Below are 18,373 nucleotides of genomic sequence, written 5' to 3' on the forward strand. Positions count from 1 at the left end.
TCATGAAATTCCTGAAAAAACTCGCTTGTGCCGCAGCTGTTGCAATGACCGTCGCCGGTGGCGCTAACGCCGCTACCGTGTTGAACGACTGGGTCTTCAATCCAATCGGCGGCGGCTATGCCAGCGGCCAGCAAGTCAACGAATACCTGGACGTGAACGGCAACGCCTTCATCCAGATCAACCCGACCGGCGGCTCGAGCTTCTCGTTCGCGGAACACGCAGTGTTCAACATCGTCCAGGCTGACAGCAACAGCCAGCTGTTCCCGGTGAACTACCCAGGCGGCAATATCTCGGCAACCTTCGAAGCGACCGGTACCGGTAACTTCAGCGGCGCCTTCAGCTTCAGCGGCGGCACCATCCGCATGTACCAGAACGCGACCAACCAGTACGGCACGTCGGCTGGCATCTACGGTGCCAACCAGGGCAACATGATCGCCGAGTTCACCGTGCTGGCCGGCGGCGGCGGTCTGGTCGATGCAAGCGGCTCGCCAACCAACAACGGTCAAGTCACCGTGCTGGCCAAGGCTAGCCAGGGTTCGCTGGATTCGGGCTACTTCTTCCGTGAAAACGGCCAGGACCTGTCGACCGAGTCGATCATGGCCTTCGCCTTCACCAACGCCAACACCGTCGCTAACCCGACCAGCATCCTGGTCGACGAAGTCGCTTGCCAGTACGCCAATTTCACCGGCAACGGTTGCAACGGTTCGGCTTACGCCAACACCCCAGGCAGCTTCTTTGTCAGCAACAACGGTCAGTTCAAACTGGCTGAAGTGCCAGAGCCAGGTTCGCTGGCCCTGTTCGGCATCGCCATGCTGGGCGCTGGCGTCGTGAGCCGCAAGCGCGCCAAGAAGGCGTAATGTAGTTTGAATGTGCCGCCCTTGAAAAAGGGCGGACTCAAAAAAAGCCGGTCAGCCACGCTGACCGGCTTTTTTTATGGCCCTGTCCCGTCCTGGCCTGTCAGCCCGCGGGCTTCCCGAACAGCTCCTCGGCGCGCCGGAACAGGATCCACGAGGTGGCGATGTATTTGTCGCCGCTGGCCGGCACATGTCCCTTGTGCGTATGCGTGAACCCGGCCGGCGCGATGATCAGGCGTCCCTTGCGCGCTTCCACCTTGCGCCCCTGGTACAGGAATTCGGTCTCGCCGCCCTGCGCCACATCGTTCAGATAAAACTGGAACAGCAGCACCCGGTGCAACGTCTCGCAGCTGGCGTTCTGCGGATAGACTTCCGAATGCCAGTGGTGGTAGCCGCCGGTCCCCTGCAAATACTTCTGCAGGTTGATCGGCCCGCAGCGGTACATCGACTGCAGCAGCGCCCCAAGATGCGGCCGGCCGCATTCGTCGAAATTCTCCAGCGACAGGGCCACCGGCTGGCCGGTGCGCGGATGCGCCACCATCGGCGCCAGCGCGCCCAGCACCAGCGCGCGGTACTGGTCGATATACGCCGTCAGATGCTGTGCCACGGCAGACATCATCAGGTTGCCGACGTCATGCCATTCCTTGTGCGGGCCGATGGTCAGGTCCCAGCTGTCCTTCTTGCTGGTGTCGACGCCGTTGCCGGTGCGCCCGCGCACGACCTTGTCGCTGGCATTGAAACGGTTGATGATCGCGTCGCATTGTTCGGGCGTGAGGGCGTTGTCGTAGATGCCGATGAAGTCGTCCAAGGTCGATCCTGTTCGCTGGTGGGTTGCACTGTTGGGGTGGATTGTGCCCATCAGTGTACCGCGCTGCAGGCTGCCGTGGACGCTGGCCTTGCCTGCGCGTCGAGGACGCATGCATTTCTATCGTGCAACCCGTATTGACGAGTTTTGATACCGTATGTATCAGAACGCGGGAGGCCTCACCGAGCGGAACGGTTCTGCCAGCCTACCTGCGCGTCAATGGAGATAATCGATGAAAACGAAGTGGTCTACCATGCCGCTCGGCCTTGCGCTACTGTACGCAGGGCTGCACGCGGGAATCGCCGGCGCCGCCAACCCGGCGGCAGGCAGCGTTACCGACCGAACGACCTCGACGGCCTATACGTCCGGCCCTTTCCTGGTGCCCAACACCAGCGGACTGGCCGGCAGTGTCACCTGCAATGCCGCCTTGCCGTGCGACGACTTCACGCTGAAGGTCGACGTGCCTGCCGCGTACGCGGCGGACCACAACCTGACCGTGCGCGTGCAATGGGCCAACGCCAGCGCGGACTTCGACCTGTACGTGCTGGACGAGGCCGGCAACATCGTCGGTTCGGCCGCTTCGTCGAGCGACCCCGAGGTCGCCGTGTTGCCCGCGGTGACCGGCACCTACACCATCCGCATCGTGCCGTTCGCGCCGTTGGGCGAGAGCATCAGCGCCAGCGTCGAACTCGCAGCGAAGCCGGTCGCGCCGGCTCCCGGCAGCGGTCCGTCGCCCAGCTATACGAGCTACCAGCCGCCGGCCGCCAGCGGGCTCGGCAAGAACGCGGGGGAACCCTCGATCGGCGCCAACTGGAAGTCCGGCAAGGTGATGTTCCAGTCGAATACCCAGACCCTGCGCGTTGGCTTCGACGACAGCGTCAAGCCTGCCTCCGCCACCTGGGTGGCGAAGAGCGCCGCACCGCCGCAATGCACCGCGGTGACCGGCCTCGACCCGATCCTGTGGACCGACTCGAAGCTGGGCCGCACCATCGAATCCCAGCTGCTGGCCAATCCGGTCGTCAACAGCCTGTCCTGCTACACCGACGACGATGCCGAAACCTGGACGCCGACCCAGGGCGGCGGCGTGGGCCAGGGCGTCGACCACCAGAGCATCGGCGGCGGCGCCTATGTGCCGGGCCTCGAGCCGCTGCTGGGGAGCTATCCGCACGCCGTGTATTACTGCTCGCAGAGCCTGGTCGCGGCGACCTGCGCACGCAGCGACAACGGCGGCCTGACTTATGGCCCGTCGATGCCGGTCTATACCATCGAGCAATGCGGCGGCCTGCATGGCCACGTCAAGGTTGCGCCGGATGGCACGGTCTACCTGCCGAACAAGAGCTGCGGCGGCCAGCAGGGCCTCGCGGTCTCGGTTGACAACGGCATGACCTGGACCATCCGCACGGTACCGAACAGCCTGGCCGGCGAGAGCGACCCGTCGGTCGGCATCGGCAGCGATGGCACCGTCTATTACGGCTACGCGAACGCCGACGGCCATCCGCGCGTCGCGGTGTCGCGCGACCGCGGCCAGACCTGGACCGACGACCAGGACCTCAGCGCCCAGTTCGGCGTGCAGAACGTGACCTTCCCGGCCGTGGTGGCCGGCGACGGCGACCGCGCCGCCTTCGCCTATCTCGGCACCAAGACCGCGGGCAACTTCCAGGATGCCGCTTTCGCGGGCCTGTGGCACCTGTACGTGGCGCATACCTACGATGGCGGCAAGAGCTGGGTGACCACCGACGCCACCCCGACCGATCCGGTGCAGGCCGGCTGCATCTGGATGGGCGGCGGTTCCAACCCTTGCCGTAACCTGCTCGACTTCATGGACGCCACCGTGGACGCCGAGGGCCGCCTGCTGGTCGGTTATGCCGACGGCTGCACCCTGGCCTGCGCCACCAATCCGTCGCCTGCCGACGATCCGGCCAACGGCTACCATACCGAGCTGGCTTCGATCGCGCGCCAGGCCGACGGCCGGCGCCTGTTCGCCCGCTTCGACCAGCCCGACCTGGTGGTGACGAGCGTGCGTGCGACGCAGGTGAACTCGAAGGCCACGCTGGTGGCGACGGTCGCCAACAAGGGCAGCAGCGCGGCGTCCGGCGCCGTGGTGAAGTTCATGGAAGACACGTCCACCGTCGGCACCAGTGCGCCGGTGAGCCTGCAGCCGGGCGCCAGTGCCGACGTCAGCATCGTCTGGCCGACCACGCGCACGCGCGGCACGCACGTCGTGACTGCAGTCGCGGATCCGGCCAATGCGGTGTCCGAATCGGACGAGTCGAATAACAAGACCCAGGCCAGCGTCTACTTCAAGTAAGCCACAGGCCTTCGGGCACGGCGGGCTGCATGCACGGTGTCATACCGGGCTGCAGCCCGTTTCTTTTGCGGTGCGCCGGCAGCGCCTAGCGCGCCCGCGTGCAGAACCAGACCGCGCCGCCGGTCGCGACGAACCCCGCCAGCGTCAGCGCGTTCAGGGTTTCGCCCAGCACGGCAAAGGCCATCAGCACCGTGACACCCGGGATCAGGTAGAACAGACTGGCTACCTTGCTCGCTTCGCCCTTGCGCATCAGGACGAACAGCAGGCTGCTGGCGCCGATCGAATTCACGATGGAGAGCCAGCCGGAGGCAAAGACCATCGTCGGCGTCCAGCGCACGTCGAAGCCTTCCAGGCCGAGCGAGAGCGGCAGGGCGACCAGGGTGGCGACGGCCAGCTGCACGAAGCCGCCGGTGCGCAGGTCCATCGTGGCGCAGTATTTTTTCTGGTAGAGGGTGCCGAGCGTGATGCCGGCCAGGGCCACCACGGCGGCGGCGTAGGCCCCGAGGCCCGCAGTGCCGCTACCCAGCTTGTGCCAGACCACCAGCAGCACGCCGAGCACGCCGCCCAGCATGCCGAGCCACTGTTTCATGCTGCTCCGCTCGCCCAGCATCAGGGCCGCGCCGAGGGCCGTGAACACGGGCATGGTGCCGACGATCAGCGCCGATTCTCCCGCCGATACGCCCATTTTCAGCGCCGTGTACAGCCCCGAGAACTGCAGCGCCTGGATCAGCAGGCCGACCACGACCAGGTGGCCGAATGCTTTCAGGTCCTTCGGCCAGGGTGCACGCGAGGCCAGCGCGACCAGCAACAGTAGCGCGGCGCCCAGCCCGAAGCGCAGCGTCAGCAAGGTGAACGGTGCGGCATAGGGCACGGCCAGCTTGCCGACCACATAGCCCGAACTCCACATCGCAATGAAGAGCAGGGGCAGGGCGAGGCTGCCCACATGGATGGCCGCTGGGGCCGACAGCCTGGTTGTCGTCGTCATCAAATTCTCCGGTGAGGATGTCAGGCCAGCTTAGGCCGGACATAACAGGGATACAATCCATCAAACGAAGAACTGATTGTTTCCAAAAGCGATACGGTGAGCGAAAGAGGAGAGAAATGCAGCCACGCGATTTTTCCGATATCTGGGCTTTTGTGCGCGTCGTCGAAACCGGTTCCTTTTCCGGGGCCGCGCGCCAGATGGACACGACCAAGGCGAGTATCAGCAAGCAGGTGGCGCGCCTGGAGAAGACACTGCACGCCCGGCTCCTGAACCGGTCCACACGCAAACTGGGCCTGACCGAGGCAGGCAATGCCATCTTCCGGAACGCCCTGCGCATGCTGGAGGAAGCGCGCGCGCTCGAGGCCACGGCCGCCGGCCTGCGAGCGGGGCCGGGCGGTACCCTGCGCGTGAGCGCTTCGCTCGCCTTCGGGAACACGTATCTGGGTGGCCTGCTGCCCGACTTCATGGCGCGCTATCCGGACATTCGCGTCGTCCTGTCGATGACCGACCGCTATGTCGACCTGGTCGAGGAAAACATCGACGTCGCCCTGCGCATGGCCCCGCGCATCGACATGCTGAGCGCCGTGGCGCGGCCGATCGCCCCGATCCGCTACGTGGTTGCGGCCTCGCCCGCCTACCTCGACAAGAACGGCACGCCCGCAAGCATCGCGGAACTGGCGGCCCACCGCTGCCTGACCTTCGGCACCTCGGGCGCACCGCTGACCTGGCAGTTCGAACGCGAAGGGGTCCAGCAAAGCGTCAGGGTCGACAGCGCCATGTGCGCCAACAGCAGCCCGGCGCTGCGCCTGGCGATGCTGCGTGGCGGCGGCATCGCGCTGCTGCCGACCTATGTCGTGGGCGAGGATATCGGGAGCGGCGCTGCGCTGCCGGTGCTGCCGGAGTGGAGGCCGGTCGGCGCTTTCGGCGACCGGCTGTATGCGGTCTACCTGGAAAACCGTTTCCTGCCGCCGAAGGTGCGCGTGTTTATCGATTATCTGGTCGAGCAGATCGGCGAGCGGCCGGGGTGGGATGGGTTCCAGCCGGGGTGAAAAATGGCTTGGCCAGCGTCCCGGCCGGAGAGGTCGGCGGCGCCTCTGTTACACTGAACGGCAGCGCCCGACGAAGTGCGGGCGACCCTGTTCCTTCCGGGCATACCTGGACAATCCCGAGCGCAGCGCACCATCATTGCGGCCGTGCTCACTTTTTCATCCGTGCGCATATGTCGACCGAAACCAGACCCGTCAACCTGGCGGGTTCCGCCCTGAAGCACTCCTGCCATGCCTGCGCTTTTTTCCATACCAGGGAAGAAGAATACCGGGTGCTCCTGCCTTTCATCATGGAAGGCTTCGAACGCGGTGACCGGGCCTTCCATATCGTCCAGCCCGAGCGCCGCGCCGCGCACCTCGAGCGCCTGCGCCAGGAGGGGGTCGATACCGGGGCTGCGCAGGCGCAAGGGCAGCTCGAGGTCCTGACCTGGGACGACACCTATCTGAAGGATGGCCGTTTCGACCAGGACCGCATGATCGCTACCCTGCTCGAGATGCTCGCGCCCGGCAAGACGCCGCCGGGAACCATCTCGCGCAATGTCGCGAACATGGAGTGGGCGCTCGAAGACCGGCCCGGCGCGCACGAGATCGTCGAATACGAGGCACGGCTCAATCGCGCGCTGCCCGAACAGCATGACCCCGTGGTCTGCACCTACGACCTGTCCCAGTTCGACGCCAGCGTCGTGATCGACATCATGCGCACCCACCCGATGATCATCATTGGCGGCATTCTCCAGGAAAACCCGTTCTTCGTCCCGGCTGAGCAGATGCTTCAGGAAATCGAGGCGCGCAAGGCTGCCGGCCGCGTCCAGCCCGTCGCCGGGAGCTGACGCGTGTCGCGCATGGAGATCCCGGCAGCACACGATCCGGAAGGGGCGCGCCTGCGGCAAACCATGCGCGACCTCGTCGCCCTGTCGACCCTGCCGGCAATCTGGGGCGAGCTGGCGCCCGAGGGCGTGGTCAAGAGCCTGGCCGGTGTCCTGTTGACGACGCTCGACCTGGACCTGGCCTATGTCCGGGTCGCCGAACCCGGCGGGCACGATGCGATCGATGCCCTGCGCAGCAGGCAGGAGGCGACGGCCGATCTTGCGCTTGCGGCGCTGCGCACGGCGCTGGACGCGGCAGGACCGGGCAGCGATGCGCTGGAAGGCGTTCTCGACCCGGCCGGCGGCCAGCCGCTGCGCGTGAGCCTGGTCCGGCTCGGCATTGGCGGCGACATCGGCAGCATCGTCGCCGGTTCGCGCCGGCCCGGCTTCCCCTCCGATCACGAGCGCCTGTTGCTGGGCGTGGCGGCCAACCAGGCGGCCGTCGTCTTGCAGCGTCACCTCGCGCAGCGGGCACTGGCGCGCAGCGAGTCGCGTTTCCTCGAATTCGCCGATGCGGCGCCGGCCATGCTCTGGGTGACGGAAGCCGACGGCAGCTGTTCCTTCCTGTCGCGCGGCTGGTATGCGTTCACCGGGCAAGGCCAGGACGAGGGCCTCGGCTTCGGCTGGACCGGTGTGGTCCACCCGGACGACCGGGAGGCGGCGCGCCGCCACTTCGCGGACGCCAACGCGCAGCAGAAGGAATTCAGCCTCGAACACAGGATGCTGCATGCCGACGGCAGCTACCGCTGGGTCATCGATGCGGGCCGGCCCCGCTTTTCCGCGGCCGGCGACTTCCTCGGATTCGTCGGCAATGTCCTCGATATCAGCGACCGCAAGAAAGCGGAGCAGGCGCTGCACGCGGCGCAGGGCATGCTGTCGGCAGTGTTCGAGGCCTTGCCGGTCGGCGTTGCGGTGTCCGACCAGGAAGGCAAGGTGCGCCTGTCGAACCAGGAAATGCACCAGTACTTGCCGACCAAAGTGCTGCCCTCGTTCGACGAGGTCCGCCGTGAGCGCTGGCGCGCCGTGCACCCCGATGGCCGGTCATATGCCGGCGAGGAATTCGCGGGTGCGCGCGCATTGCGCGGCGAACGGGTGGTCCCCGGTGTCGAGGCGCTCTATACCCGCGACGACGGCAGCGAGATCTGGACCCAGATCGCCGCGGTGCCGCTTGCGGGCAGCGATGGCAGGCCGGACGGCCAGGTCACGGTGGTCATGAACATCGATGCCTTCAAACGTACCGAAGCGGCGCTGCGCCTGTCCGAGGCGAACCAGCGCGCCCTGTTCGACGAAGTCGCGCGATCGAACAAGAACCTGAGCGAGTTCCTCGCCGTGCTCGCCCACGAACTGCGCAATCCGCTGGCGCCGATCCTGACCGGCCTCGAGATCATGCGCCTGCGCGCGGGCAGTGCGGACGTCGTCGTCAACGTGCGCGGGATCATCGAGCGCCAGGTCCGGCAGTTGTCGCACCTGATCGACGACCTGCTCGACATCGCCCGCGTGACCAACGGCAAACTCGAGCTCAGGAAGGAAGTGCACGACCTCAAGGGCATCGTCTCGAACGCGGTCGAGACCAGCCTGCCGCTGATCGAAAAAGGCCGCCATGCATTCAGCCTGACGCTGCACCCCGCGCCGCTGCCGGTGAACGCGGATGCCACGCGCATCGTCCAGGTGATCGGCAACCTGCTGACGAATGCGGCGAAGTACACGCCGCAGGGCGGCACCATCAGGCTGAGCGTCGAACGCGAAGGCGGCGAAGCGCTCATCTCGGTCGTCGACAACGGGATCGGCATTCCGCCCGAATCGCTCGGGTCGGTCTTCGACATGTTCAGCCAGGTCGGTCAGAACATGGCGCACTCCCAGGGCGGCCTCGGTATCGGCCTGTCGCTCGTGCGCCAGCTGGTCACGATGCACGGCGGTTCCGTCAGCGTGGCGAGCGCGGGCGTGGGACAGGGCAGCACCTTCAGCGTGCGGCTGCCGCTCGAGCTGGCCGGCGCGCTTGCCGGCCGCGGCGACGATGGCGTACCAGTCGAACCCGCGGCGCCGAAACTCTTCCGCATCCTGGTCACGGATGACAACGTCGATGCCGCGGCCACCCTCGCGTCGCTGCTCGGGATGTACGGTCACGATGTCCGGGTCGCGCACGATGGACCGGCCGCACTGGAGATCGCGGCGCAGTTCCGTCCCGACGTCGCCTTCCTCGACATCGGCATGCCGGGCATGAGCGGCCACGAGGTGGCGCGCGCGCTCAGGGCGATGCCCGAGCTGCGTGGGAGCACCCTGGTGGCCGTGTCGGGCTGGGGCGCGCAGGATGACCTGCTGCGTTCAAAGCAGGCCGGATTCGACCAGCACTTCACCAAGCCGGTTGCGCCGGCGCGCGTCAGCGAATTTTTGAGTTCGCTGCAGTAGAGGGCCGAGTCAAAAAAAAGGGCGCTGTTCGCGTTGAGTGTGGAATCTTCTTGAACGGCTGAGGTCCAACCCGGACTTCACCCGTGAGGAGGTTCGCATGCAAGCACGCAAGTTCGAGCACTTCCTGAAGAACCTGGCCGCGCTGACCCGGCGCCAGCGCGAACGGCTGCTCGGCCTGCTGCTGCCGACGGTCAAGCGCGATCAGGCGGTGGACGTCATCGAACAGGCGGCAGCACCGCAACTTGCCTGTCCCGGTTGCGGCTCGAATCGCTTCCACAAGCACGGCCGCGCCAACGGGCTGCAACGCTTTCGTTGCCGCGCTTGCGGGCGCACCTGCAACGCGCTCACCGGTACGCCGCTGGCGCGCCTGCGCCACAAAGGGCGCTGGCTCGATTACCTGGGCGGCATGCTCGACTCGCACAGCATCCGGCGCAGCGCCGCGCAGCTCGGCGTTGCCAGCGCCACCAGCTTTCGCTGGCGCCACCGTTTTCTCGCGCTCACTCAAAACGACCGGCCCCAGCGCCTGGCCGGGATCGCCGAGGCCGACGAGATGTATGTGCTCGAATCACACAAAGGGTCCCGCTCGCTCGATCGACCTCCACGCAAGCGCGGCGGAAAGGCGACAAAACGCGGCATTTCGAACGAGCAGATGTGCATCCTGGTCGCACGCGACCGGACCGGCCAGACGCTCGACTGGGTCCCCGGCAAGGGGCCGGTAACGCGGGCGCAATTGCACGAACATCTGAAAGTGCGGCTGGAGCCGGACGTGTTGCTGGTGACGGACGCCCATGCGGCGTATCGGCATTTCGCGCGCGAAGCCGGTATCACCCATGAGGCGGTGAACTTGCAGGCAGGAATCCGGGTGCGCGGCGCGATCCACGTCCAGAATGTGAACGCCTATCACAGCCGTCTGCGCGGCTGGCTACAGCCGTTTCGCGGGGTTGCCAGCCGTTACCTCGGCAACTACCTCGGCTGGCGCTGGGCGCTCGACGGCGCTCGCGTCAAGACGCCGGAGGCTTTGCTGCGAGCGGCAATCGGCGTATTCCACACTTAACGCGAACAGCGCCAAAAAAAGCCTGCTCCCTTCGCGGGAACAGGCTTTTCAAGGAGCGCGGCGTTCAGTGGCCCATGAACGGAATCACGCCGAAGACGAGTGCCGCCGCCAGCATCACCAGCGAGGCCGAGATCGACCAGATCAGGGTGTAGCGCTGGTGGTCGCCGAACTCGACTTCCGACATGCCGACCAGCAGGTAGGTCGAGGCCACCAGTGGGCTGAGCAGGTGCACCGGCTGGCCGATGATCGAGGCGCGGCCGATTTCGGCGGCGCTGATGCCGTACACGGCGGCGGCCTTGGCCAGGATCGGCACCACGCCGAAATAGAAGGCGTCGTTCGAGATGAAGAAGGTGAACGGGATGCTCAGCACGCCGGTGACGATGGCCATATAGGGACCCATCCAGGCCGGAACGGCGGCGATGACGCTGGTGGCGATCGCATCGACCATCTTGGTGCCCTGCAGGATGCCGACGAAAATACCGGCGGCGAAGATCAGCGAAACGACCGGCACCACGTTGGCCGCATGTTCGGCGATGCGCTCTTTCTGGTCCTGCAGCTTCGGATAATTGATCATCAGCGCGATGGCGAAGAAGATCATGAACAGCACCGGCAGCGGCAGGGCGCCCTTGATCAGCAGGCCCATCAGGACCGCGGTCAGTGCGGCGTTCACCCAGATCAGCTTCGGACGGGCGGTGGCTGCATTCGAGGCGGCGAACTCCGCGGCGGTGCTGTGCGCCGACGCGGCGGCGCCGGCCGGGTGGGATGCCGCAGCGGCGCCGCGCTGTTCGGCGAAACCGGCACCACCGGCCGCGGCGGCGGCGCCTGCAGGCGTCAGCCACTGGCCCGTGGTGCCGTCCTTCTGGCCCGCGACGGCCATCTCGGCCAGCACCGGTTTCAGGAGGCTGTCATTGGCTGCCTGCGGTGCATTGGCCTGCGCTTCCATCTGCAGCGTGCCGATGCGATTGCGTTCGCGCTTGCCCAGCACATAGGCCACGAACAGGACCCAGCCGATGGTCACGATCATCGGCAGGATCATCGGCACGAAGATCTCGCTCACGTCCACGCCCAGCGCGCTGGCGGCGCGCGCCGTCGGGCCGCCCCATGGCAGGATGTTGAAGACGCCGCCGGCGAGCATGATGACGCAGGCCAGGACCAGGCGGCTCATGCCGAGGCGCTTGTACAGCGGCAGCATGGCCGACACCGTGATCATGTAGGTGGTGGCGCCGTCGCCGTCGAGCGAGACGAACATCGCCAGCGCTGCGGTGCCGACCACGATCTTCATCGGATCGCCTTTCACCAGCGCCAGGATGCGGCGGATGACAGGGTCGAACAGGCCGGCATCGATCATGACGCCGAAATACAGGATCGCGAACATCAGCATGACGCCGGTCGGCGCCAGGTTCTTGATACCGGTGAGCATCATCGGTCCGAGTCCGGCGCCGAAGCCGCCGATCAGCCCGAAGGCAATCGGCACGACGATCAGGGCAACCAGGGCAGGCAGGCGCTTGGTCATGATCAGGAACATGAACACGACAATCATTGCATAGGCCAGGGCGGTCAACATCTTCTTTCTCCTCGGGAATGCCGTCTTCCCCTTGCGAGGACAGGCAGGCGCTCCAAACAGTTCGTTATCACGGTTGTGTATTGCTCTTATCAGCGTGAACTATATGCGTATGGAGCTTTCAAACAGCTTTCACCGCGTTGCCAGCGCACCGCAAGAGTGCGGCCGTGCACCGTGCAGGCGTCCCGGCTATGATGGGCACCGTGAACATCCTGCGTAATCTCCTGTTGCCGATCCTGGCGCTGGCCTGCCTGCCGGCCGCCGCGGCGCATGCTGCGAACGCCGCCGACGCCGAGTGCCTGGTTCCCTCGAAACCGGGCGGCGCCATGGACCTGACCTGCAAGCTGGCCCGCAAGGCCCTGCAGGATGCGGCGGGCGGCCCCCCCTTGAAGCTGAGCTATCTCCCCGGCGGGGTCGGCGCCGTGGCCTGGCACACCCTGGTGTCGCAACGGCGCGGCGAGCCGAATACCCTGGTCGCGTTTTCGGGCGGCTCGGTGCTGAACCTGGCGCGCGGCAAGTTCGGCAAGGCCAGCGTCGACGACGTGCGCTGGGTCGCGGCCTTTGCCGCCGACTACGGCATGATCGCCGTGCCGGCCAATTCTCCCTACCGCACGCTGGGCGAGCTGTTGAAGGCGATGCGGCGCGAGCCGAAGCGGGTCCTGATCGGCATGTCCGGCACCATCGGCAGCCAGGACTGGATGAAGATGGCGCTGCTGGCGCGCCAGGCCGGCCTCGATCCGCGCAAGATGCGCTTCGTTGCGCTGGAGGGCGGCGGCGAGCAATTCATCGCCATGGAGGCGGGCTATGTCCAGGCGATTTCGGGCGACGTCTCCGAGGCCCTGCTCAACCCCGGCAAGGTGAGGGTGCTGGCCGTGCTGTCCGAACACCGCCTGCCGGGCGTGCTGGCAAACGTGCCGACCGCGCGCGAGCAGGGCTACGATGCGGTGTGGCCGGTGATTCGCGGCGTGTACATGGGGGCGGACGTGCCGGAGAAGGATTACCAGCGCTGGGTCGCCGCCTTTGCCGGCATGGAGACGCAGCCCGAATTCGAGCGCATGCGCACCCAGGCCGGGCTCTATCCGTTCGCGCTGACCGGCGATGCGCTGACCCGCTACGTGAAGCAGGCCGTCGCGAATTACGACCGGCAGGCGGAGCAGTTCAACCTGACACGGCCGCACTAGCCTCGCTCACGGCGCCAGCACGAGGCGCCGGGTCAGCCGCGGCGGCTCTTCTCCGATATGGAAGGCGAACTTGCGTTCGCGCAGGGCGACATCGGCCTGCGTGATGCGCTGGACCCGGCGCAGGTGCTCGGTCCAGGAGACGTCGACGATCTGCTCTACATATTCCCCCGGCGTGTTCAGGTCCTGCAGCAATTCCCAGCGCAGGGCGCCCTGGGCCAGGCGGCTGCGCCGGCTTTCCTGCATCACGGCGAGGAATGCGTCCGCGCGCGCCGGATCGATGCGGTAGGTAATCGCGATCACGATGCGGCCCTGCTCGGGCGTGCGCTCGGCAACCGGCACGCTGAAGGGGACACCAGGCGCCAGGTTCTCGACCTGGCCCGGGTCGCGCACCAGGCGCAGCACCACCGGCATCGCGATCGCGCCGCTCATTGCCGCGATGATCAGGCTGTTTTGCACGCTGTCGATGCTCGCCCACTGGCCCCAGGCCGCGGCGCCCAGCGCGCTCGCGCCCATCAGGGCCATCTGGTAGATCGCCATCCCGCGCGCACGGACCCAGTCGGGCAGGGCCAGCTGGATCGACACGCTCAGCGAATTCGCGGTCGTGATCCAGGCCACGCCCGACAACAGCATGGCCGCCATCGAGAGCACCAGGTGGCCGCTCAGCGCGACGGTCAGGGTCATCGCCGCATGCAGCAGGGCGCCATTGCGCACCAGCGTATCGCGCGTCATGGCCTGGCGCAGGCGCGGCAGGAACAGCACGGCGACGATGGCGCCGCTGCCCATCGAGGCCAGCAGCAGGGTGAAGGTGGCGGCGTCGCCATTCAGGTTGCGCGCCACCAGCGGCAGCAGGGCCAGCACGGCGGTCGAGTGGAAGAAGAACACGGCGATGCGCGCCAGCACCGCCTTGACGCGCGCGGACTGCAGCACGAACTGGACGCCGACCCGGATTGCGCTGCGCAGCGGTTCGCGCCCCAGAGGATTCGGCACGTGCTCGCGGCGCCAGCGCATGATCACGAAGCCGGTGGCGACCGAGAGCAGCGCGTTCAGGACGAACACGTACACCGTGCCCAGGCTGGCGATGATGGCGCCGGCGATCAGCGGACCGGCGATGCGCGAGGCGTTCATGGCGACCCCGTTCAGGGCCAGCGCCGCCGGCAGCTGGGCGCGCGTCACCAGTTCCGGCACGATGGCGGCGAACACGGGCCAGCGCATCGCCAGGCCGATGCCGTTCGTAAAAGTGAGCAGCAGCAGGAGCGGCGCCGTCATGCCGCCGGAAAGGACGGCGAGGCAGGTGGCGACCGCCACGGCGGCGACCCAGAACTGGGTCAGGATGAAATAGCGGCGCCGGTCGACGTTGTCGGCCAGTGCGCCGCTGGGCAGGCCGAGCAGGAAGACGGGCAGCGTCGACGCGGTTTGCACCAGGGCGATCCAGATCGGGTCCCTGGTGAGCGAGGTCATCATCCAGGCTGCGGCCACGTCGTTCATCCACATGCACAGGTTGGCGGCGAACCAGGCGCTCCACAGCATGCGGAAGGTGGGGTGAAGCAGGGGTGCCAGCGAGGCCGGCACGGAAGGCGCCGGAGTTGGGGAATCGGGAGACGCGGAAGCGGGCATGGGCAGACCACCTTGCTGAACAGGTAAGCCAGTATAACGAAACCGGCCGCCATGCCGGCGCAACCGGCCAGCAAGGAGCCGGTCGCCGCCGCATGGGGCCTCAGAACAGGTGGTTGATACCGACCGAAGCACCGCGCTGGCGTTCCTTGCCGGTCGTCGGGAGGAGGGCGCCGTCGTAGCGGTTCAGGTCGAGTTCGGCGTACAGGTTGGTGCGCTTGCTGAGCGCGTAGCTGGCGCCGAACAGCAGCAGGTCGCGCTTGCCTTCGGCCGCGGCCGGGCCGTTGTAGCGCGAGTGGTAGAAGGCCAGGGTGAGGTCGAGGGCGGGCGTCGCCTGATAGGTGGCGCCGGCCCAGGTGATCTGGTTGCGGTAGTCGACGGCGCCGGCGTCCTGTTCTTCGCGCGAGTGGGCCAGCTTGACCGTGGTGTTCCCGATATTGTAGCCGGCACCGGCGACCCAGGCGCGGTTGGCGAAGCCGGTCGGGGTTTCCTTGTGGGTGTAGGCGCCGGCCAGCAGCAGGGACTTGTTGTCGTAGGAGAAGGCGACGGCCTGGGCCGCGCCCCGGCTGCTGTCGCCCGCCACTTCGCCGGCCGCGAGTTCGGCGCGCACCGTCAGCGGTCCCATGACCTTCGAATACTCGATATTGTTGTTGAAGCGCGTGCCGGACGAGGCGCTCGCACTCAGGCCGGCGGTCCTTGCCGCGGCCGGCAAAGTCGTGCCGGCGCCCGAGGACAGGGGCACGATCGGGGTGTAGTGGTGGTCGAAGGGGTCGAGGAATTTTTCGGTGCGGAAGGCAAGCGTGTACATGCGGCCGACATCGATACTGCCCCAGGCGCCGCTGAGGCCGACCGAGGCGGTACGGTTGAACAGCACGTTATTCGTGTTGTCGAGTGCGCCGGTGTCGCTGGCGAAGCCGCTCTCCAGGGTGAAGCGTGCCTTCAGGCCGCCACCCAGGTCTTCCACGCCGCGAAAGCCCAGGCGGTTGGAATAGTAATTCCCCGATGCGACGTTCCACATGCCGTTGCCGGCGGCGTCCACATTGGTCTGGTAGCGCATGCTGGCATCGATCGATCCGTAGACCGTGACGCTCGATTCGGCGCAGGCATTGGTGGCGGCCAGGGCGGCGAGGGCGAGGGTCAGGCAAGTCTTGTTCATTGGTTTGTCTCCGTGTTGTCGTGAACGTGCCGGTCCGTCCCGCGAAGGGGCGGACGGCACGGGTCCTCCGCGTAAGCTGCGGAAAATTTTTTTTGTCAGGAAAATGAAGCCCGCGTGATGGCGGACGGGGGTAACACCGGCTTAGTCGATGCGCGCGCCGGAATCCTTGACGACCTTGCCCCAGCGTGGGATTTCGGTCTTGATCAGCGCGCCGAACTGCTCGGGGCTGCCGCCCATCACGTCGCCGCCTTCGACGGTGATTTTCTTGCGCACTTCCGGCATCGCCAGCACCTTGTTGATCTCGGCGTTCAGCTCGGCGACGATGGCGGGCGGGGTGCCGGCCGGCGCGACCACGCCGAACCAGGTGCGGGCATCGAAGCCCTTGTAGCCCGATTCGTTGATGGTCGGGACGTTGGGCAGGTCGTCCGCGCGCTGCGAGGAGGTCACGGCCAGGGCGCGCATGGTGCCGCCGCGGATCTGCGACAGCGCCGTCGGCACCGAGGACATGAAGACCTGGACCGAGCCGCCCAGCAGGTCGGTGATGGCCTGCGACGAGCCTTTATACGGCACGTGCTGCAGGTCGATGTGGGCCGCCTTCTGGAACAACTCTCCGGTCAGGTGGGCGACCGTGCCGTTGCCGGGCGTGGCCAGGGTGATCTGGCCGGGCTTGGCCTTGGCGGCGGCGACCACGTCGGCCAGGGTCTTGTACGGCGAGTTGCTGGCCACGACCAGCACCAGCGGCGCGTCGGCGACGGTGCTGACCGGCGCGAAATCCTTGACCGGATCGTAGGGCAGTTTCGTGTACAGGGTCGGGTTGACCGCCAGGTTCGAGGTCTGTCCCAGGCCGATCGTGTAGCCGTCGGGTTTCGACTTGGCGACCAGGTCCATGCCGATGTTGCCGCCGGCGCCGGGACGGTTGTCGACCACGATCACCCACTTGCGCGTCTCGGTCAGCTTGTTGCCGACGACGCGGGCGATGATGTCGGTACCGCCTCCCGGCGGGAAGGGCACGACCAGGCGGATCGGCTGTTTCGGCCAGGCCTCCCCGGCCGAGGCCAGCGCGCTGGCCCCAAGCAGCGCAAGGGTGAGGATGCTGCGGGTAAGTGTGTTCATGCTGTCTCCGTTGTTATCAATCGTTGGCGAACTGGGGGGCGCGGTCTTATGCCGCGATCTTGCTGCCTGCTGCAGGTGCTGCCCGCTGCGCCTGCCGGCTCAGGGAAAGCAGCACCGTGATGCTCATGATGGCCAGCAGCGCGATCGGCGCCAGGGCCAGTGCATGGCTGCCGGTGGCGGCCTTGATCCAGCCGTAGACATTGATCATCAGCCCGCCGCCGATCAGGTTGGAGGCGGCGTTGATGCCCGCCAGTCCCGCCGCGGCCGAGCCGGCCGACAGCCAGCCCGTGCTCAGCGCCCAGAACGGACCCTTGAACGAATAGGCGCCGACCAGTACGAAGGTCAACAGCATGATGGTGAGCGGCAGCGACTTGATGAGCAGGGTGCCGAGCATGCCGATGGCGATCAGGGCCAGCGGAATGACGGTATGCCAGCGGCGCTCGCCCTTGCGGTCGGAGCGGCGGGCCCACCAGACCATCAGCACTGCGGCGACGGCATAGGGCACCGAATTGAGCAGGCCGGTCTGCATGACGGTCAGGCCGAAGGACTTGATCAATTGCGGCTGCCAGACGCCGAGCACGCTGCCGGCGGCGGAGGCGGTCGAGCAGACCAGGGCCATGCCGATCACTTCCTTGCTGCGGAACAGCTTCCAGAGCGGGACGTGGGCGCCGGCCTTCTTCTCGCTGCGTTCACGCTCCATGCGCGCCGACAGCCAGGTGCGCTGTTCAAGCGTGAGCCATTTGGCCTGTTCCGGACGATCGGTCAGGTAGAACAGGCAGACCAGTCCCATCACGACCGTCGGCAGGCCTTCGAGGATGAACAGCCACTGCCAGCCGCGCAGGCCGAGCACGCCGTCGGCCTGCAGCAGCAGGGCGGAAATCGGCGAACCGATGAAGCTGGCCATCGGCACGGCGACCATGAACACGGCGACGAAGCGCGCGCGGTAGGCGGCCGGGATCCAGTAGGTCATGTAGAGCATTACGCCGGGGAAGAAGCCCGCTTCGGCCGCGCCCAGCAGGAAGCGCAGGAAGTAGAGCGAATTGGCGCCCTGCACCAGGGCGTTGCCGGCCGAGACCAGGCCCCAGGTGATCATGATGCGGGCGATCCATTTGCGGGCGCCGAACTTCTGCAGGGCCAGGTTGCTGGGCACCTCGAAGAAGAAATAGGCGATGAAGAACAGGCTGCTCGCGAAGCCGAAGATCTGCGGCGTGATGCCGATATCCTTGTTCATCTGCAGGGCCGCCATGCCGATGTTGCCGCGGTCGATAAAGGCCAGCAGGTAGCACACGATCAGGAATGGCATCAGGCGCCAGGTGACCTTGCTGACGGTCTCCTTTTCCAGGTGGGCGTGGTCTCTCGTTGTAGTAGTCATTGTCTTCCTCCAAATTTCTGCGTCGTTGGGTGGTCGGGTTCCCCGTCCACCCAAC

At 66.6% G+C, this 18,373-nt stretch carries 14 protein-coding genes; 7 read left to right on the forward strand and 7 right to left on the reverse strand.

Translation table 11 applies throughout. The features are described 5' to 3' along the window. The first annotated feature begins 2 nt into the window (after positions 1 to 2). Positions 3 to 857 (forward strand): flocculation-associated PEP-CTERM protein PepA, encoded by an 855-nt coding sequence (gene pepA, locus ACI48I_RS09725; RefSeq protein WP_193687097.1) that lies wholly within the window; start codon positions 3 to 5, stop codon positions 855 to 857. Between the two features lie 100 nt (positions 858 to 957). Here pepA and ACI48I_RS09730 read toward each other — a convergent pair whose 3' ends face one another. Continuing rightward, complete coding sequence (locus ACI48I_RS09730; protein WP_193687096.1) at positions 958 to 1,662, reverse strand: 2OG-Fe(II) oxygenase; 705 nt, start codon at positions 1,660 to 1,662, stop codon at positions 958 to 960. Between the two features lie 229 nt (positions 1,663 to 1,891). On the opposite strand from ACI48I_RS09730, the gene ACI48I_RS09735 reads away from it, so the two are divergent. Further along, positions 1,892 to 3,967: a CARDB domain-containing protein gene (locus ACI48I_RS09735; RefSeq protein ID WP_498574048.1), complete on the forward strand. Its 2,076-nt coding sequence runs from the start codon at positions 1,892 to 1,894 to the stop codon at positions 3,965 to 3,967. Positions 3,968 to 4,052: 85 nt separating this feature from the next. Here the strand turns inward: ACI48I_RS09735 and ACI48I_RS09740 are convergent, their stop codons facing one another. Further along, positions 4,053 to 4,952 carry a DMT family transporter gene (locus tag ACI48I_RS09740; protein WP_498574049.1) on the reverse strand — a complete coding sequence of 300 codons (900 nt, stop codon included), beginning with the start codon at positions 4,950 to 4,952 and terminating at the stop codon, positions 4,053 to 4,055. A 116-nt stretch (positions 4,953 to 5,068) separates the two neighbouring features. On the opposite strand from ACI48I_RS09740, the gene ACI48I_RS09745 reads away from it, so the two are divergent. The 4 genes from ACI48I_RS09745 (at position 5,069) to ACI48I_RS09760 (ending at position 10,324) form a co-directional block, all read left to right on the forward strand. Next, positions 5,069 to 6,001: a LysR family transcriptional regulator gene (locus ACI48I_RS09745; RefSeq protein ID WP_498574050.1), complete on the forward strand. Its 933-nt coding sequence runs from the start codon at positions 5,069 to 5,071 to the stop codon at positions 5,999 to 6,001. A 170-nt stretch (positions 6,002 to 6,171) separates the two neighbouring features. Continuing rightward, entirely contained in the window at positions 6,172 to 6,828 is a 657-nt protein-coding gene (locus ACI48I_RS09750; protein WP_498574051.1) for an MEDS domain-containing protein, read from the forward strand. 12 nt (positions 6,829 to 6,840) lie between these two features. Further along, entirely contained in the window at positions 6,841 to 9,270 is a 2,430-nt protein-coding gene (locus tag ACI48I_RS09755) for a hybrid sensor histidine kinase/response regulator (protein ID WP_498574525.1), read from the forward strand. 97 nt (positions 9,271 to 9,367) lie between these two features. Beyond that, positions 9,368 to 10,324 (forward strand): IS1595 family transposase, encoded by a 957-nt coding sequence (locus ACI48I_RS09760; protein ID WP_193687090.1) that lies wholly within the window; start codon positions 9,368 to 9,370, stop codon positions 10,322 to 10,324. Positions 10,325 to 10,388: 64 nt separating this feature from the next. Here the strand turns inward: ACI48I_RS09760 and ACI48I_RS09765 are convergent, their stop codons facing one another. Further along, entirely contained in the window at positions 10,389 to 11,888 is a 1,500-nt protein-coding gene (locus ACI48I_RS09765; protein WP_498574052.1) for a CitMHS family transporter, read from the reverse strand. Between the two features lie 191 nt (positions 11,889 to 12,079). Between ACI48I_RS09765 and ACI48I_RS09770 the strand changes: the two genes are divergently transcribed. Then, entirely contained in the window at positions 12,080 to 13,066 is a 987-nt protein-coding gene (locus ACI48I_RS09770; RefSeq protein ID WP_498574526.1) for a Bug family tripartite tricarboxylate transporter substrate binding protein, read from the forward strand. A 6-nt stretch (positions 13,067 to 13,072) separates the two neighbouring features. Here ACI48I_RS09770 and ACI48I_RS09775 read toward each other — a convergent pair whose 3' ends face one another. From ACI48I_RS09775 to ACI48I_RS09790, 4 genes are all read right to left on the reverse strand, one after another. Continuing rightward, positions 13,073 to 14,680: an MFS transporter gene (locus tag ACI48I_RS09775; RefSeq protein WP_193687088.1), complete on the reverse strand. Its 1,608-nt coding sequence runs from the start codon at positions 14,678 to 14,680 to the stop codon at positions 13,073 to 13,075. Positions 14,681 to 14,780: 100 nt separating this feature from the next. Further along, on the reverse strand, positions 14,781 to 15,833 hold the full coding sequence (locus ACI48I_RS09780) for a porin (protein WP_498574053.1): 1,053 nt from the start codon (positions 15,831 to 15,833) through the stop codon (positions 14,781 to 14,783). Between the two features lie 141 nt (positions 15,834 to 15,974). Next, positions 15,975 to 16,946 (reverse strand): tripartite tricarboxylate transporter substrate binding protein, encoded by a 972-nt coding sequence (locus tag ACI48I_RS09785; RefSeq protein WP_498574054.1) that lies wholly within the window; start codon positions 16,944 to 16,946, stop codon positions 15,975 to 15,977. Positions 16,947 to 16,992: 46 nt separating this feature from the next. Next, positions 16,993 to 18,318, reverse strand: a complete 1,326-nt coding sequence (locus tag ACI48I_RS09790; protein ID WP_498574055.1) for an MFS transporter — start codon at positions 18,316 to 18,318, stop codon at positions 16,993 to 16,995. Positions 18,319 to 18,373: the final 55 nt, after the last annotated feature.

The organism is Massilia sp. LXY-5 (assembly GCF_059801075.1).

Excerpts from the sequence above, each read along its gene's own strand:
- pepA (WP_193687097.1), top strand. The coding sequence starts at position 3 with ATGAAATTCCTGAAAAAACTCGCTTGTGCCGCAGCTGTTGCAATGACC.
- ACI48I_RS09735 (WP_498574048.1), top strand. The coding sequence starts at position 1,892 with ATGAAAACGAAGTGGTCTACCATGCCGCTCGGCCTTGCGCTACTGTAC.
- ACI48I_RS09740 (WP_498574049.1), bottom strand. The coding sequence starts at position 4,952 with ATGACGACGACAACCAGGCTGTCGGCCCCAGCGGCCATCCATGTGGGC.
- ACI48I_RS09745 (WP_498574050.1), top strand. The coding sequence starts at position 5,069 with ATGCAGCCACGCGATTTTTCCGATATCTGGGCTTTTGTGCGCGTCGTC.
- ACI48I_RS09750 (WP_498574051.1), top strand. The coding sequence starts at position 6,172 with ATGTCGACCGAAACCAGACCCGTCAACCTGGCGGGTTCCGCCCTGAAG.
- ACI48I_RS09755 (WP_498574525.1), top strand. The coding sequence starts at position 6,841 with ATGGAGATCCCGGCAGCACACGATCCGGAAGGGGCGCGCCTGCGGCAA.
- ACI48I_RS09760 (WP_193687090.1), top strand. The coding sequence starts at position 9,368 with ATGCAAGCACGCAAGTTCGAGCACTTCCTGAAGAACCTGGCCGCGCTG.
- ACI48I_RS09765 (WP_498574052.1), bottom strand. The coding sequence starts at position 11,888 with ATGTTGACCGCCCTGGCCTATGCAATGATTGTCGTGTTCATGTTCCTG.
- ACI48I_RS09770 (WP_498574526.1), top strand. The coding sequence starts at position 12,080 with ATGGGCACCGTGAACATCCTGCGTAATCTCCTGTTGCCGATCCTGGCG.
- ACI48I_RS09775 (WP_193687088.1), bottom strand. The coding sequence starts at position 14,680 with ATGCCCGCTTCCGCGTCTCCCGATTCCCCAACTCCGGCGCCTTCCGTG.
- ACI48I_RS09780 (WP_498574053.1), bottom strand. The coding sequence starts at position 15,833 with ATGAACAAGACTTGCCTGACCCTCGCCCTCGCCGCCCTGGCCGCCACC.
- ACI48I_RS09785 (WP_498574054.1), bottom strand. The coding sequence starts at position 16,946 with ATGAACACACTTACCCGCAGCATCCTCACCCTTGCGCTGCTTGGGGCC.
- ACI48I_RS09790 (WP_498574055.1), bottom strand. The coding sequence starts at position 18,318 with ATGACTACTACAACGAGAGACCACGCCCACCTGGAAAAGGAGACCGTC.